This window comes from Glycomyces terrestris, from assembly GCF_003933745.1.
GTDB classification, from domain to species: domain Bacteria; phylum Actinomycetota; class Actinomycetes; order Mycobacteriales; family Micromonosporaceae; genus Glycomyces; species Glycomyces terrestris.
The window spans coordinates 422963-436776 of record NZ_RSEB01000004.1 but is presented as its reverse complement, the minus strand read 5'-3'; the positions used below and the strand labels follow the sequence as shown (position 1 = coordinate 436776).

Genomic DNA, 13814 nt, shown 5'->3' with positions numbered 1-13814 from the left:
GGTCTTCGACATCGTTGCGGTCCCGATCAGTCGGAGATGATCGACTCGAGCTGGGCCTGGATCTTGTCCAGCTCGGTCTGGGCGTCGCCGCCCTCGTTCCAGAACGTGCCGAGGTTGTCGTTGAACGCGGCCTGCATCTCGTTCCACTGCGGGATGAACGGGGCGCGGAAGATGAAGTCGGCGGACTCGCCGAACGCGGCCATGTTGATCGGCTTGGTGGCCCACGCCGGGGCCAGGAACGCGTCGGACTGCTGCACCTCGAGGTTGGCGGGCACGTCCTGGGCCTTGTCGATGATGACCTCCTGCGCGTCGGCGCCGGTGAGGAACTCGATCGCCTTGAACGCCCGCTCGGGGTTCTTGGAGTCGCGCGAGATCGCCAGGCCGGAGCCGAAGGCCGAGACGGCCTGCTGGGCGCCGCGCCACAGCGGGGCGATGTCCCAGTTGATGTCGGCCTCCAGCAGGCCGCCGATGGCCCAGAAGCCGGTCGTGTTCATCGCGACCTTGCCGGCGGCGAAGGCGGGGTCGCCGCCCATGTCCGGGCCCATGTCCGCGTACTCGGCGGCGGTCGGCACGAAGTGGTCCTTGTGCGCGAGGTCGTTGGCCCACTGGAGGGCCGCGACGACCTCGGGGGAGTTCGCGGTCGGCCGCCCCGAGTCGTCGATGATCTGCCCGCCGTTCTGGTAGGCGAAGGACCACCACTGCGGCCACCAGCCGGCGCCGCCGTAGCCCCACTGGGTGCCGGGGACCGTCAGCTTCTCCATGGCCGCCTGGGCGTCCTCCTGGGTCCACTCGGCGGTCGGGTACGCGACGCCCGCGGCGTCGAACAGGTCCTTGTTGTAGTAGACGATCATGGCGCCGGAGCGGTCCGGGATCGCGTAGACCTTGTCCTCGTAGGAGTACAGGTTGCCGACGGGGCCGAAGCGCTGCTCGAGGTCGAGGCCGGCGTCCTTGGCGTAGTCGTCGAGCGGCAGGATCTGGCTCTTCGAGGAGTAGGTGTTGACGCCCTCGGCGACCTGCATGATGTCGGGGCCGTCGCCGCCCGCGATCATCGTCTGGACCTTCTGCTCGTACTGGTCCGAGGGGATCAGCTGGAGCTCGATCTTGATGTCGGGGTTCTCGGCCTCGAACAAGTCGATGCGGGCCTGGTAGGTCTCCTTGTCGAGGTCGCCGCCCCAGACGACCATCTTCAGGGGACCGTCGGCGTCGCCGCCGCCGGAGCCGCACGCCGCCAGCACGGGCGCCGCGACGCCCGCCGTGGCCGCGGCCTGGACGAGGGTGCGCCGGCGAATCTTGTTCTCCATGTCTCGGCCTCTCTCTGTCTTGCGCCGACTACACCGTCGGCACGGGGTTGAGACGGGGGTAAATCTAACCCATAGATAAATGGTTGGATAGGTCCCCCTTGATAACGATTCGAGAAACGTCGCCGCAGGTGGCGGACGGATTGACCGATAACAGGGTGATCGCCGGAATGCGGTGCGTCACACCCCAACGCGGACACCGGGCGCGAACGGCCGCGCACCGGCCCGGACCGGGATGCGATCATGGCGGCGTCCCGCGCGAGAGAACGGAGGGGCCGAGGTGCCCGACCCGCAGCTGCCCCCGCCCATCGGCATCGACCGGCCCGGCTCCTTCAGCCGCTCGGTCTTCCACGAGCGCCACCCGGTGCTCGTCGCCAACCTGCTCGCCGACTTCCCCTACCCGCCGCACGTGGCCGAGGCCCTGGAGGCGCTCCTCGCCGAGTCCCTCGCCGGCGACGTCCCGGCCCGCACCCCCGGCGGGCCCGAGATCCACACCTGGCACCTCGAGGTCGAGGCCCACGCCGGCCGGCCCTGGGAGTCACTGCCGTTCCTGTGGGCCGAGTCGTACTTCTACCGGCGCCTCCTGCGCGCCGTCGAGTACCACCACTACGACAGCCCCTGGTGCGGCGTCGACCCCTTCGCGCCGCAGAAGCACGCCCAGCTCGACGGCCCCGAGCTGCGCGCCGACCTCGACGCCTACGCCGCCCTGCGCGGCGCGGGCGCGGCCGACCGGCGCCGCGCCCTCCTCCTCGCCGCCCTCTGGGGCAACCAGGCCGACCTCGGCTTCCGCACGAACAACCCCGGCGCCGACACCAGCGCCGGCGACGTCCTCGTCGACGACTCCGAGGCCCTCTGGGAGCTCGCCGAGGCCCCCGGGGACGCCCCGGTCATCGTCGTCGCCGACAACGCCGGCCGCGAGATCACCGCCGACCTCGCCCTCGTCGACCACCTCCTGGAGACCGCCGCCGGACCGGTCGAGCTCCACCTCAAACCGCACCCCTACTTCGTCTCCGACGCCACCGGCCAGGACGTCGTCGCCACCCTCGCCGCCCTCGACCGCGACCCGCATCAAGAGGTCCGCGACCTCGCCCGCCGCCTGCGCGACGCCGTCCGCATGGGCTGGCTGCGCCTGCGCACCCACGGCGCCTACGTCCACCCCACCGACTACCGGACCCTGCCCGCCGACCTCGCCGCCGAGTTCGCGGCCGCGAAGCTCGTGATCCTCAAGGGCGACCTCAACTACCGCCGCCTCGTCGGCGACCTCCAATGGGACCCGGCCACGCCGTTCGCCGAGGCCGCCGGGCACTTCCCCGGCCCGGTCGCCGCCCTGCGCACCGCCAAGTCCGACCTCGCCGTCGGCATCGACCCCGCCCGGCTCGCGAAACTCGACGCCGAGGCCCCCGACTGGCGCCTCACCGGCACCCGCGCGGTCATCCAGGTCCACGCCTGAACACCGCGGAGCCCGGGACCGCGAGGCCCCGGGCTCCCTTGCGCCGCCTACGAGTCGGCGCGCTTCAAGCGGACCGCCGCCCCGGCGAGCGCCAGCGCCACCCAGGCCGCGTAGACCGCGAGGCCCTCGCCCGGCGCCAGCCCGTCCGGGGCCTGCGTGAGCGCGTACGCCGCCCCGCCCGCGTTCGACGGCAGGTACGGGTTCAGCGCGTCGTACCACGACTCCGGCAGCAGCATCGCCAGACCCGGGACCAGCAGCAGGATCCCAACCAGCGACGCGATCGCCCCCGCGGGGGAGCGCAGCAGCGTCCCCAGCGCGACCCCGAAGACCGCGGTCAGGCCCAGGTACGCCCCGGCCCCGGCTAGGCTGCGCACGACCCCGTCGTCGCCGAGCGACCGCGCGACCGCCTCCCCGTCGAGCCCGGCCGTCCCGATCAGGAACGCCGCGAACGCCCCCAGCGTCGCCACGGCGGACACCACCGCGAACGCGACGAGCGTCTTCGCCCACAGCACCGGGAGTCGCTTCGGCACCGCCGCGAGTGTCGAGCGGATCATGCCCGTCGAGTACTCGCCGGCGCTGAGCAGCACCCCGAGCACGCCCACGACCATCGACGCGAACGACAGCCCCATGAGCGCCAGGCTCACCGCGTCCAGCGGCCGCCCGGCGATCCCGGGCGGGCCGTCGGTCACCTCGGCCCCGCCCGGGCTGTACGTGAACGCGGCGATCGCGCCGAGCCCGCCCAGCAGGACCAGGCTGAGCCCCAGCGTGATCCAGCTCGAGCGCAGGGTGCGGAACTTCGTCCACTCCGACAGCAGCACCCGCGGGAACACGACCCGCTTGACCTCGGTGCGGTTCTCCATGACGGCGGTCATCGCGCGGTCCTTCCGGTGACGGGGGCGCTCTGGTACTCCAGCTCGTCCCTGGTGAGCTCCATGAACGCCTCCTCGAGGGAGACGCCCGTGGGGGTGAGTTCGTGCAGGGCGATGCCGTGCTCGGCCGCGACCCGGCCGACCTCCCGGGCGCTGAGCCCGGTGACCTGGAGCCGCCCGCCCTCCGTGGAGGTCACGGTGACGTCCGGCCCGGCCAGGAGCGCCCCGAGCCTCCCGGCCTCGTCCGCGGCGACGCTGACGCCGCCGAGCGACGCCGCCACCAGGTCGGCCACGCTCGTGTCCGCCAGCAGCCGGCCCTGGCCGATGACGATGAGGTGGTCGGCGACCTGCGCGGTCTCGCTCATCAGGTGCGAGGACAGGAGCACGGCCCGGCCCTCGGCGGCGAGCCGCGCCAGCAGGTTCCTGATCCACAGCACGCCTTCGGGGTCGAGCCCGTTCACCGGCTCGTCCAGCATGACCACCTCGGGGTCGCCCAGGAGCGCGGCGGCGATGCCGAGGCGCTGGCCCCTGCCGAGCGAGAACGCGCCGACCCGCTTGCGGGCGACGCTCTGGAGGCCGGCGAGCTCGATGACCTCCTCGACGCGGCGGCGGCCGATCCCGTGGGTCTGCGCGAGCGCCGTCAGGTGCCCGAGGGCCGACCGTCCGGGGTGGACGGACTTGGCCTCCAGGAGGGCCCCGATCTCGTGGAGCGGGGCGGCGTGCCGGCCGTACGCCCGCCCGTTGACGGTGACCGTCCCGGACGTGGGGCCGTCCAGGCCGAGCACCATCCGCATGGTGGTGGACTTCCCGGCCCCGTTCGGGCCCAGGAACCCGGTCACCTCGCCGGGCTTCACGGTGAAGCTCAGGCGGTCGACGACCGTCTTGTCCCCGTAGCGTTTCGTCAGTTCGCGCGCTTCGATCATCGCGGTTCCCTCGTTCCCTTCGGGCCGCGACGGCGTCGCGGCCTCATGGGTTCGACGCTACGGACCCGCGCCTCTCGCCGCGTGGGCCCGGACGCGGGTCTTCGGGGCCGCCGGGTCGTACCCGGGTCGTACGCGCGCTACGCCGGGGCGCTGAGGGCGCTGGCCGAGCGCCTCCCGCGGGAACTCGCGGTGGACCGCGCCCGAGGCGCGTGACGGACCGGTGAGCCCGGACCGGTGTGGAAGCGATTGCCGCGTTGCGGGAGACTGGACCGGTCCCCACCGCCGCAGGAGGTCCCATGCCCGTCCACGAGTACTTCACCGCGATGTTCCGCGGCGCCGCCGACGCGGCCGCCGGCGGCGGCACCGACGCCGAGCGGGACGCTCGCGTCCAGCGGTTCATGGACGAGTACCGCGCCCTCCGCGGCTGGGACACCGCCGGCCTCGACGTCGAGGACACCGCCGTCCCCGGCCCGCACGGCCCCGTCCCGGTCCGCACCTACCGGCCCGCCGGCGACCTCGCCGGCGCGATCCTGTGGGCCCACGGCGGCGGCTTCGGCCACGGCGACCTCGACATGCCCGAAGGCCACGTCGTCGCCGCCGAACTCGCCCGCCGCGCCCGCGCGTTCGTCGTCTCCGTCGACTACCGCCTCGCCGACGGCGAGACCGTCCGCTACCCCGTGCCCGTCGACGACGTCCACGCCGCCTGGACCTGGCTCGCCGCCCGCGACGAGGCCGCCGCCGGTCCGGCCGCCGTCGGCGGCGCGAGCGCGGGCGCCGCCCTGGCGATCGCGACCGCCTTGCGCGCCAGGGACACCGGGCCGCGCCCGGCCGACGCGATGCTCCTCGCCTACCCGTTCGCGCACTACCCGAACCCGGCGCTCGACTGGAGCCTGTACCCGGAGATGGCCGAGATCCCGGCCCGGTTCGACACCGCGAGCGTCGAGGGCATGGTCCGCAACTACGTCGGCCGCATCAGCGACGTCCCGGCCGACGCGCTCCCGGGCGCGGCCCGCCTCGACGGCCTCCCGCGGACCCGGATCGTCGTCTCCGAGTACGACGACCTGCGCGCCTCGGCCGAGCTCCTCGAACGCCAGCTCGCCGGCGTCGGCGTCCCCGTCGCGTCCTACCTCGCCGCCGGCATGGTCCACGGCCACCTCAACCACCCGCCGCGCCTGCCCGCGATCGAGGAGTCGATCGCGTTCCTCGCCAAGGGACTCGCGGGCTGACGCCCGCTCACCGCTCGAAGCGCTGGTAGCCCTTCGCGCCCGGGAACAGCGACCGGGCGCGGTCGAGGTCGGGCGCCACGAAGCGGCCCTCCCCGGCGACGAGGATCGTCTCCGGCTCGTCCTCGGGCACGACGGAGCCCGAGACGGTGATCTTGCGGCCCTCCACGCCGGTGACGCGGGCGCGCAGCAGCAGCGGCGCCTCGATCGGGACCGGCCGCTGGTAGCGCATGTCGAGCGCGATCGTCATGGCGGGCAGGCCCTTCGCGGCGCACGCCCAGCCCATGAGCTCGTCCAGGAGCATCGCGCTCATGCCGCCGTGCGCGTACCCGGGCGGGCCCTCGTGGGCCACGCCGAGGACGCAGCGGCCGACGAGGCCGTCTTCTCGCTCCTCGATGTCCATCGGCGGCGCGACGGCGCTGCCGTGCCCGGTCGCGGGGCTGTACATCCGCAGCCCGAACGGGAAGACGTCGACGTCGGGGATCTCGGATCGCTCGCGGCGGCGCCCAGTGAACCGCGCCTCGAGGCGCTGCACCTCGCCCGCGAGCTCCTGGAGCACCTCCGTCGGGGTCTCGGTGCGCGCCACCGTCTCGACGAGCGACCGCAGCTCGCGGCCCAGCTCGGCGACCGCCTTGCGGCGCAGTTCGAGATCCTCCATCGGCGCTCCTCCAACCGGCCCCAGCGGGCCTATGACGCTCGTTATAACCAGGGCCTCCGAAGGTTACCACGGCGTAGCCCCGGCCCGGCCGAACCGCGGCCGCGCCGCGCCCGGGTCGGGGCACCGTCGACTGAGGCCGGTCAGTAGGGTCGGGAGGCGACCTCGGCCCCGCCGACCGAAAGGCCCCTCGACCATGGACACGCTGCACCTGATCGCCCTGCTCGCCGCCCTGCTCAGCACCGGCCTCATGGCCGGACTGTTCACCGGCTACTCGTACTCGGTGATGCCGGGCCTGAGCATCCTCGACGACCGCGCCTGGGTCGCCGCCCTCCAGCACATCAACCGCGTCATCCTCAACGGCCGCTTCATGACCGCGTTCCTCGGCGCCGTCGGCTTCACCCTCGCCGCCGCCGTCCTCGGCCTGTTCCTCGACGACCGCGCCGCCCTGCCGTGGACCCTCGCCGGCCTCGCGCTCAACCTCGTGAGCTTCATCGGCACCATGGCCAGGAACGTGCCCCTGAACAACCGGATCGAGGCCGCCGGCGACCCGGCCGCGCTCGCCGACCCCGCCGCGCTCCGCGCCGAGGTCGAGGCGCCCTGGATCAAGTGGAACCACGTGCGCGGCGCCGCCAACCTCCTCGGCCTCGCCGCCCTCGCCTGGGCCCTCTACACGACCTAGCGCGACAGCAGGTCGGCGCGGTGCACCAGCGCCGCCGCGCCGATCAGCGGCGCGTCGCCGCCGAGCTCGGCCCGCACCACCTTCAGGTCCGCCGCGTACGCGTTCACCGCGTGCTCGCGCACCGCCGCCGCCACCAGCTCCGGGTAGTCCTCGGCCACGAACGAGAACCCGCCCCCGATCACCGCCGCCTCCAGGTCCAGCAGCGTCGCCGCGTTCACCAGGCCCAGCCCGACCGCCCGCGCCGACCGGCGCACCGCGTCCACCGCGACCGGCACGCCCGCGCCGTAGTCGCGCGCCAGGTCCTCGCCCGTCGCCCCGCCCCAGCCCCGGCCCCGCGCCCACCGGACCGTGCTCGGCCCCGAGGCGATGCCCTCCACCGTCGCGGCCGCCGCGTCCCCCTCGACCGCGTCGACCACGAGCTGCCCGATGTGGCCGGCGTTCCCGCCGCTCCCGGCCACCAGCCGCCCGTCGCTCACCACGCCGCCGCCGACGCCCGTCGAGACGACCATGACCAGCGCGTTCCGCACCCCGCGCGCCGCGCCCAGCCACGACTCGGCCAGCGCGATGCACGTCCCGTCGAGCCGCAGCACCACCCGCTCCAGCCCCGACACGCCGCGCACGAAGTCCACGATCCCGAAGCCCCGCAACGACGGCAGGTTGATCGGCGCCACCGCGCCCGCGGCCAGGTCCACCGGCCCCGCGGAGCCGATCCCGGCCGCCGCCACCCCCGCCCACGCCGGCGCGGCCATGCAGTGGCGCACCACCTGCTCGATCGCCCGCTCCGCCGCACCCCGGTCGGCCGCGGCGGCCGCGCCGGTCGCCGCGCGCGAGCGCGTGCCCTCGACCACCGAGCCGTCCTCGCGCACGAGTGCGGCCTCCACCTTCGTGCCGCCGAGATCCAGGGCCATCGTCACGTTCATGCCGCGAAGCCTATCGACCGGCCGCGCTCACTCGATCCGGTAGCTGGGGTGCCGCGGCCCCGGCTGCGGCTGGTACGGCGCCGGCTGCGCGACCGGGCCCGGCTGCGCGTACGGCCCGGACTGCGCATATGAACCGGGCTGCGCGAACCCGCCCGGCGCCCCGGGAACCGGCTGCTGCGCGACCAGCGGCGGGTGGAACCCCTGCGGCGCCTTCGGGTCCGGCCCGTACCGGTTCGGATGCGGGTCGCCCTCCTGCGACAGGAGCACGATCATGATGATCGCCCCGACCCCGCCGGGGATCAGCCCCATGAGCAGCCACACCCCCGACCTGCCCGTGTCGTGCAGGCGCCGCACGGTGACCGCGAGGAGCGGGACGAGCGTCCCGAAGTAGTACAGCGCCAACGGGATGACGAGCACCGCGCCCCCGTCGCCGTCGATCGAGTCCCGGAACGGGAACGAGAGCGCCATCGTGAGCAGCCACAGCACCAGCAGGGCCGCCGCATGGTAGAACGCGAACATCCAGTACTCGCGGCGCCGCGCCCGCCCCGAGAACACCGCGTAGTTCCCGAGCACCCCGGCATACCAGCTCAACACGGATCCCTTCGTCGATCCGCCAGATCATATGCCAGGCCCGCGCCGGTGCTCAGACCCCGAGCTCGGCCACGACCGCCGCCGTCACCTCGTCCGTCGACGCCGTGCCGCCCACGTCCCGCGTCCGCACCCCGCGCGCGGTGACCGCCTCCACCGCCGCCGCGACCCGCGCCGCCTCCTCGCGCCGCCCCAGGTGCTCGAGCATCATCGCCGCACTCCCGATGGCCCCCACCGGGTTCGCCGCGCCCCGCCCCGCGATGTCCGGCGCCGACCCGTGCACCGGCTCGAACATCGACGGGAACCGCCGCTCCGGGTTCAGGTTCGCGCTGGCGGCCAGGCCCAGGCTCCCGGCGAGCGCCGAGCCGAGGTCGGAGAGGATGTCCGCGTTCAGGTTCGAGGCCACCACCACCGACAGGTCCTCCGGGTGCAGCACGAACTTCGCGGCCATCGCGTCGACGAGGACGCGCTCGGTCTCCACGTCCGGGTAGTCGGCGGCCACCCGTCGGAACACGTCGTCCCACAGGACCATCCCGTACTGCTGCGCGTTGCTCTTGGTCACCGACGCGACCTTCCGCCGCGTCCTGGTGCGCGCCAGGTCGAACGCGAACCGCATGATCCGCTCGCAGCCGACCTCGGTGAACAGCGCCGACTGCACCGCGATCTCGCCGCCGCGCCCGCGCGAGGCGAGGTTCCGCCCGCCCAGGCCCGCGTACTCGCCCTCCGAGTTCTCGCGCACCACGACCCAGTCGAGCGCCGCCTCGTCGGCCTTGCGCAGCGGGCTCTCGATGCCCGGCAGGAACTGCACGGGCCGCACGTTCGCCCACTGGTCGAAGCCCTGGCAGATCCGCAGCCGCAGCCCCCACAGGCTCACGTGGTCGGGGACCGTCGGCCACCCCACCGCCCCGAAGTAGATCGCGTCGAAGCCCTCCAGCGCCGCCAGCCCGTCCTCGGGCATCATGACCCCGTGCTCGGCGTAGTAGTCCGAGCCCCAAGGGAACTCCTCCCACGCGATCGAGAAGCCCCCGCCCGCCTGGAGCGCGTCGAGGACGGCCCGGCCCGCGGCCACCACCTCCCGCCCGATGCCGTCGGCGGGGATCGCGGCGATGCGGAACTCGGTCACGGCTGCTCCTCGGGTCGAAGGTCCGCCTCGAGTCAACACCCGGCCCCGGGCGCCCGTCCAAGACCGGTTCGCGATGGCGCCCATCGCCGCTCCCTATGAGTCCGAGCGGGTCTCGGCCATCGCCATGAACGCCCGCGCCGCCGGCGTCAGCCCGTCCGGGCGGCTCACCAGCGCCACGTTCAGGTGCCAGGCCGGCTCGATCCGGCGCACCGCCGCGCCCGTGCGCTCCGCGAGCGGCGTCCACGACGCGGGCATGACCGCGTGCCCGAACCCGGCGAGCACGAGCGGCAGGATCGAGGTCCGGTGCGCGATCTCGGCCGCCAGGCGCACGCCGTCGCCGTCGGCGAGGAGGTCGTCCACGAAGCGGCGCATGATGCTGCCGCGCTGGGAGGCGATGAGCCGCAGGCCCCGGAAGTCCTCCCGGCGCACCGTGTCGCCCGCGGGGAGGCCGTTGCCGGGCGGCGAGATGAGGACGAGCGGCTGGCGCTCGACCGGGACCACGCGCAGTTCGGCGGTGCGCAGGTCCTCGGACGAGCCGAGGAGCCCGATCTCGCTCGCGCCGGTGCGCACGTGGGCGACGACCTCGTCGGCGGTGAAGGCGCCCGCGACGTTCAGGAGGATCCCGGGGTGCCGCTCGGCGAAGCGGGTGAGCATCGCGGTGAGGGGCTCGATCCCGGGGGAGGGCATGGAGACCATGTCGAGGCGGCCGCGTTCGAGTTCGCGCACCGACCTCGCGGCGTCGCGGGCGGTCTCCAGGTCCCGCAGGACCTGCCGGGCCGGCTCGACGAGGTTGCGGCCGGCGTCGCTGAGGACGACGCCGCGGCCGACCCGGTGGAACAGCTCGACGCCGAGGCTCCGTTCGAGGTTCGCGATCGACTGCGACAGCGAGGGCTGCGCGATGTGGATGTGCTCGGCGGCCTTGCCGAAGCCGCCGTGGTCCACGACCGCGAGGAAGTATCCGAGTTGGCGTGCGTCCATCTGGCTCCGGCGTGTCGAGGGCGCCCCACCTTCGACGCCGCTTCACGGCATTGTAGGTCGGGCGCCCCATTTGCGCTAGTTCGTCAGCTCCCGATGCCGGTGAGGGACACCATGAGCGGCATGATCGCGATGATCACGGCCGCGCCGATGAGGTCGAAGGTGACGCCCGAGCGGATCATCTTCGTCATCGGCACGCAGCCGGTGCCGTAGACGATCGCGTTCTGCGGGGTCGAGACCGGCAGCATGAACCCGAGCGAGGCCGCGAACGTCGCCGCGAGCGCCGGCACGAGCGGGTCGACCCCGGCGGCCGCGGCGAGCGGGATGACGATCGGCACCACGACCGCCGCCGACGCCGTGTTCGACGTCGTCTCCGAGATGAGCACCGCCAGGACGACGGCGAACGCGGTGATCGCGAACGAGCTGGTGATGCCGAGCGCGTCGGAGGCGCCGGTGCCGATCGTCTCGGCCAGGCCGGTCGCCGAGAGCATGGCGCCGAAGATGATCCCGGTGCCGAACAGGATGATCGTGCCCCAGTCGATCTGGGCCGCGTCCTTCCACGTCAGGGTCGCCTGCTGCTTGGACCAGTTCACGGGGAGCACGAACAGGAGCGCGGCGCCGATGACCGCGGCGACGCCCTCGTCGAGGCGGTCGCTCACCGCCACGTAGGCGCTCGAGTCGGTGCCGGAGACGAGGCCGACGACGGCCGGGATGAGCCACAGGGTCACGGTGACCGCGAACGCGATCACGGTGTTCTTCTCGGCGCGGCTCATCGGGCCCTGCTCGGCGCGGCGCTCGCGGATGAACGCCTCGACGCCCTCGATGCGGCGGATCTCGGGCCGGTTGACCAGGAGCAGCACCACGGCCAGGACGGCGAACATGATGAGGCAGACCGGGAGGGCCGCGAGCATCCACTGCCCGAAGGAGATCCGCTCCCCGGTGGCCTCCTCGATGAGGCCGCGCCCGATCAGGTTCGGCGGGCTTCCCACGGGCGTGAGGAGGCCGCCCACGCTGGCGCCGTAGGCGAGCATGAGCATGAGCGCGGTGCCCACGCGCAGGCGCATCGGGTCGAAGTCGGGCCGCACCACCCCCTGCGCCTGCATGAGTTTCGCGATGACGGCGAGGATGCCCAGGGCCGTGGGCATGAGCATCGCGACCGTGGCGGTGTTCGAGATGAACGCGGACAGGCCGCAGGTGATGGCGCCGAACGCGACGACCGTGCGGAAGGTGGACCGCCCGACCCCCGGCAGGCCCAGCACGAAGTACGCGATCCGCTGCGCCACACCGTGCTTGAGCATCGCCGCCGCGAGGATGAACGCGCCGATGAAGGTGAAGATGGTGGTGGATCCGAAGGGCGCCAGCACCTCGTCTCCGGGCGCGACCCCGAGGACCACGATCGCGGCGACGCCCACGAGCCCGCCGATCGGGATCGGGATCGGCTCGCAGATCCACAGGACGACGACGCCGAGGAGCACCGCCGCGAGGGTCTGCTGGTCGCCGGGCATGTCGAGCGGCAGGAACCCGAAGACCAGGCTCGCGGCCGGGGCGAGGAACCACCCGACCAGGCGCCGGCCCCGCTCGAACCGCTCCTCGGCGCCCGAGCCGAGTTCGGAGAGACTGCGGTAGGTGGACCCGCCCAGCAGGGCCTTGTCCACATCGGTGCGCGGGACGTCGGCGGGCGCCGCCGCGCCCTCGTGCTCGGCTGTCGAAGCCATGCCTCCTCCTTGAGGGATTGACTGTGATCACTGTCGCACCCGTCGGAGGGATACGTCCAAGAGTCGTACCCTTTGCGGCGTATAGGGATCGCCTATCGCTGCGGGCCGCCGCGGCGGGCGGGCCCCGGCGCGCCGGGGCCCGCGCCGTCACTCCGCGAGGCCGGGCCGGCGCGCCGGGAAGCCGTGGGCCCTGGCGCCGATCACGACCGCGGCGACGGGCGCCATGAGGACGAGGACGCCCCACGGGAACGACGCGGGGCCCATGAGGCTGAGCATCGCGCCGCCGACCGCGCCGCCCGCGGCCATCGAGGAGTTCCAGGTGGTCACCAGCAGCGCCTGGCCGCGGTCGCCGCCCGCGTCGTTCACCGCGGTCTGGAGCAGCGTCGGCACCCCGCCCCAGCCCAGTCCCCACAGGACGACCGCGAGGAACAGCGGTCCCGGCTCGTCGGCGAGGGCCGTGAGCATCGCGGCGGCGGCGAGGAACAGCGCGGCGCTGAGGACCGTGAGCAGCCGCAGCCGCCGGTCCACGAGGGCGCCGGTGACGACGATGCTCACCGCCGACGCGATGCCGAACACCAGCAGCACCAGGTCCCGGTGCGCGTCCATGCCGTTGTGGTGCAGGAAGGTCGCCACGTACGTGTACAGGATGTTGTGGGCGAGCACGTAGGCGGCGACGGTGAACAGGACCGGCACGACCCCGGGCAGGCGCAGCGCGGCGAGGATCGGCTCGCGCCGGCCCGCGCGGCTCCCGGGGAACTCGGGCACGGACGCGCGGATCCAGACCATGAGGAGCGCGGAGACGGCCGCGACGAGGCCGAACGTCAGGCGCCAGCCGAGCAGGTCGCCGAGGAACGTGCCCAGCGGGATGCCGAGCGAGAGCGCCAGCGGCACGCCGGCCATGGTCAGCGCGATCGCGCGCCCCTGGAGGTGCGGCGGGGCGAGCCGGCGGGCGTAGGCGACGAGCTCGGCCCACACCACCGCGGCGGCGACGCCGGCGGCGAGCCGCAGCGCCATGGTGAGCGCGTACGAGTCCGAGACGGCGGTGACGAGGTTCGCGACGGCGAACACGAGCGCCGCGGCGAGCAGGAGCCGGCGCCGCGGCCACGCGGCCGTGGCCGCCATGACCGGGATCGCCGAGACGCCGGTGGCGACGGCGTACACGGTGAGCGTCTGCCCGGCCGCCGCCTCGCTCACCGACAGGCTCGCGGCCATCTCGGGCAGCACCCCGGCCGGCAGCGCCTCGGTGAGGATCGCCATGAACGCGGCGGTGGTCAGGGCCAGCAGCGGCGAGATCGGAAGCCGCTGGGCCGCATCGGGTTCGGTGACTACAGTGGTGGTCATGCCCAGAAGCCTCCAACCTTGACACCTATGTCAAGGTCAAGCCGCGGCCGCG

At 73.7% G+C, this 13814-nt stretch carries 13 protein-coding genes; 3 read left to right on the top strand and 10 right to left on the bottom strand.

The features are described 5' to 3' along the window. Window positions 1–26: 26 nt before the first annotated feature. Entirely contained in the window at window positions 27–1301 is a 1275-nt protein-coding gene (locus tag EIW28_RS16120; protein ID WP_197717310.1) for an ABC transporter substrate-binding protein, read from the bottom strand. 277 nt (window positions 1302–1578) lie between these two features. Here EIW28_RS16120 and EIW28_RS16115 point away from each other — a divergent pair, with 277 nt between their 5' ends. Then, window positions 1579–2748 (top strand): damage-control phosphatase ARMT1 family protein, encoded by a 1170-nt coding sequence (locus tag EIW28_RS16115; protein WP_197717309.1) that lies wholly within the window; start codon window positions 1579–1581, stop codon window positions 2746–2748. Between the two features lie 47 nt (window positions 2749–2795). Here EIW28_RS16115 and EIW28_RS16110 read toward each other — a convergent pair whose 3' ends face one another. Both EIW28_RS16110 and EIW28_RS16105 read right to left on the bottom strand, forming a co-directional pair. After that, window positions 2796–3620 carry an ABC transporter permease gene (locus EIW28_RS16110; RefSeq protein ID WP_125248722.1) on the bottom strand — a complete coding sequence of 275 codons (825 nt, stop codon included), beginning with the start codon at window positions 3618–3620 and terminating at the stop codon, window positions 2796–2798. Continuing rightward, on the bottom strand, window positions 3617–4540 hold the full coding sequence (locus tag EIW28_RS16105; protein ID WP_125248721.1) for an ATP-binding cassette domain-containing protein: 924 nt from the start codon (window positions 4538–4540) through the stop codon (window positions 3617–3619). Before EIW28_RS16105 ends, EIW28_RS16110 begins: the two co-directional genes overlap by 4 nt. Window positions 4541–4836: 296 nt before the next feature. Between EIW28_RS16105 and EIW28_RS16100 the strand changes: the two genes are divergently transcribed. Next, entirely contained in the window at window positions 4837–5766 is a 930-nt protein-coding gene (locus EIW28_RS16100; RefSeq protein ID WP_197717308.1) for an alpha/beta hydrolase, read from the top strand. Window positions 5767–5773: 7 nt separating this feature from the next. On the opposite strand, the gene EIW28_RS16095 is transcribed toward EIW28_RS16100, so the two are convergent. Then, complete coding sequence (locus tag EIW28_RS16095; RefSeq protein ID WP_125248720.1) at window positions 5774–6421, bottom strand: PaaI family thioesterase; 648 nt, start codon at window positions 6419–6421, stop codon at window positions 5774–5776. Window positions 6422–6614: 193 nt separating this feature from the next. On the opposite strand from EIW28_RS16095, the gene EIW28_RS16090 reads away from it, so the two are divergent. After that, entirely contained in the window at window positions 6615–7100 is a 486-nt protein-coding gene (locus EIW28_RS16090; protein ID WP_158630426.1) for an anthrone oxygenase family protein, read from the top strand. Here EIW28_RS16090 and EIW28_RS16085 read toward each other — a convergent pair. The 6 genes from EIW28_RS16085 to EIW28_RS16060 all read right to left on the bottom strand — a co-directional run bounded on the left by EIW28_RS16085 (window position 7097) and on the right by EIW28_RS16060 (window position 13762). Then, window positions 7097–8020 (bottom strand): ROK family protein, encoded by a 924-nt coding sequence (locus EIW28_RS16085; protein WP_125248718.1) that lies wholly within the window; start codon window positions 8018–8020, stop codon window positions 7097–7099. The genes EIW28_RS16090 and EIW28_RS16085 overlap by 4 nt on opposite strands. A 27-nt stretch (window positions 8021–8047) precedes the next feature. Further along, entirely contained in the window at window positions 8048–8614 is a 567-nt protein-coding gene (locus EIW28_RS16080) for a DUF805 domain-containing protein (RefSeq protein WP_197717307.1), read from the bottom strand. Between the two features lie 49 nt (window positions 8615–8663). Next, window positions 8664–9731, bottom strand: a complete 1068-nt coding sequence (locus EIW28_RS16075) for a tartrate dehydrogenase (RefSeq protein ID WP_232014007.1) — start codon at window positions 9729–9731, stop codon at window positions 8664–8666. Window positions 9732–9824: 93 nt separating this feature from the next. Next, window positions 9825–10709, bottom strand: coding sequence for a LysR family transcriptional regulator (locus EIW28_RS16070; RefSeq protein WP_125248716.1), 885 nt, complete (start codon window positions 10707–10709; stop codon window positions 9825–9827). Between the two features lie 83 nt (window positions 10710–10792). Next, the gene (locus EIW28_RS16065; protein WP_125248715.1) at window positions 10793–12421 is read right to left on the bottom strand and encodes an SLC13 family permease; all 1629 of its coding nucleotides are present in this window, start codon (window positions 12419–12421) and stop codon (window positions 10793–10795) included. A 147-nt stretch (window positions 12422–12568) separates the two neighbouring features. Further along, window positions 12569–13762 carry an MFS transporter gene (locus EIW28_RS16060; RefSeq protein ID WP_125248714.1) on the bottom strand — a complete coding sequence of 398 codons (1194 nt, stop codon included), beginning with the start codon at window positions 13760–13762 and terminating at the stop codon, window positions 12569–12571. Between the last annotated feature and the right edge of the window lie 52 nt (window positions 13763–13814).

Coding starts and splice junctions, on each gene's coding strand:
- EIW28_RS16120 (WP_197717310.1), bottom strand. CDS start 1,301: ATGGAGAACAAGATTCGCCGGCGCACCCTCGTCCAGGCCGCGGCCACG.
- EIW28_RS16110 (WP_125248722.1), bottom strand. CDS start 3,620: ATGACCGCCGTCATGGAGAACCGCACCGAGGTCAAGCGGGTCGTGTTC.
- EIW28_RS16105 (WP_125248721.1), bottom strand. CDS start 4,540: ATGATCGAAGCGCGCGAACTGACGAAACGCTACGGGGACAAGACGGTC.
- EIW28_RS16100 (WP_197717308.1), top strand. CDS start 4,837: ATGCCCGTCCACGAGTACTTCACCGCGATGTTCCGCGGCGCCGCCGAC.
- EIW28_RS16095 (WP_125248720.1), bottom strand. CDS start 6,421: ATGGAGGATCTCGAACTGCGCCGCAAGGCGGTCGCCGAGCTGGGCCGC.
- EIW28_RS16090 (WP_158630426.1), top strand. CDS start 6,615: ATGGACACGCTGCACCTGATCGCCCTGCTCGCCGCCCTGCTCAGCACC.
- EIW28_RS16085 (WP_125248718.1), bottom strand. CDS start 8,020: ATGAACGTGACGATGGCCCTGGATCTCGGCGGCACGAAGGTGGAGGCC.
- EIW28_RS16070 (WP_125248716.1), bottom strand. CDS start 10,709: ATGGACGCACGCCAACTCGGATACTTCCTCGCGGTCGTGGACCACGGC.
- EIW28_RS16065 (WP_125248715.1), bottom strand. CDS start 12,421: ATGGCTTCGACAGCCGAGCACGAGGGCGCGGCGGCGCCCGCCGACGTC.
- EIW28_RS16060 (WP_125248714.1), bottom strand. CDS start 13,762: ATGACCACCACTGTAGTCACCGAACCCGATGCGGCCCAGCGGCTTCCG.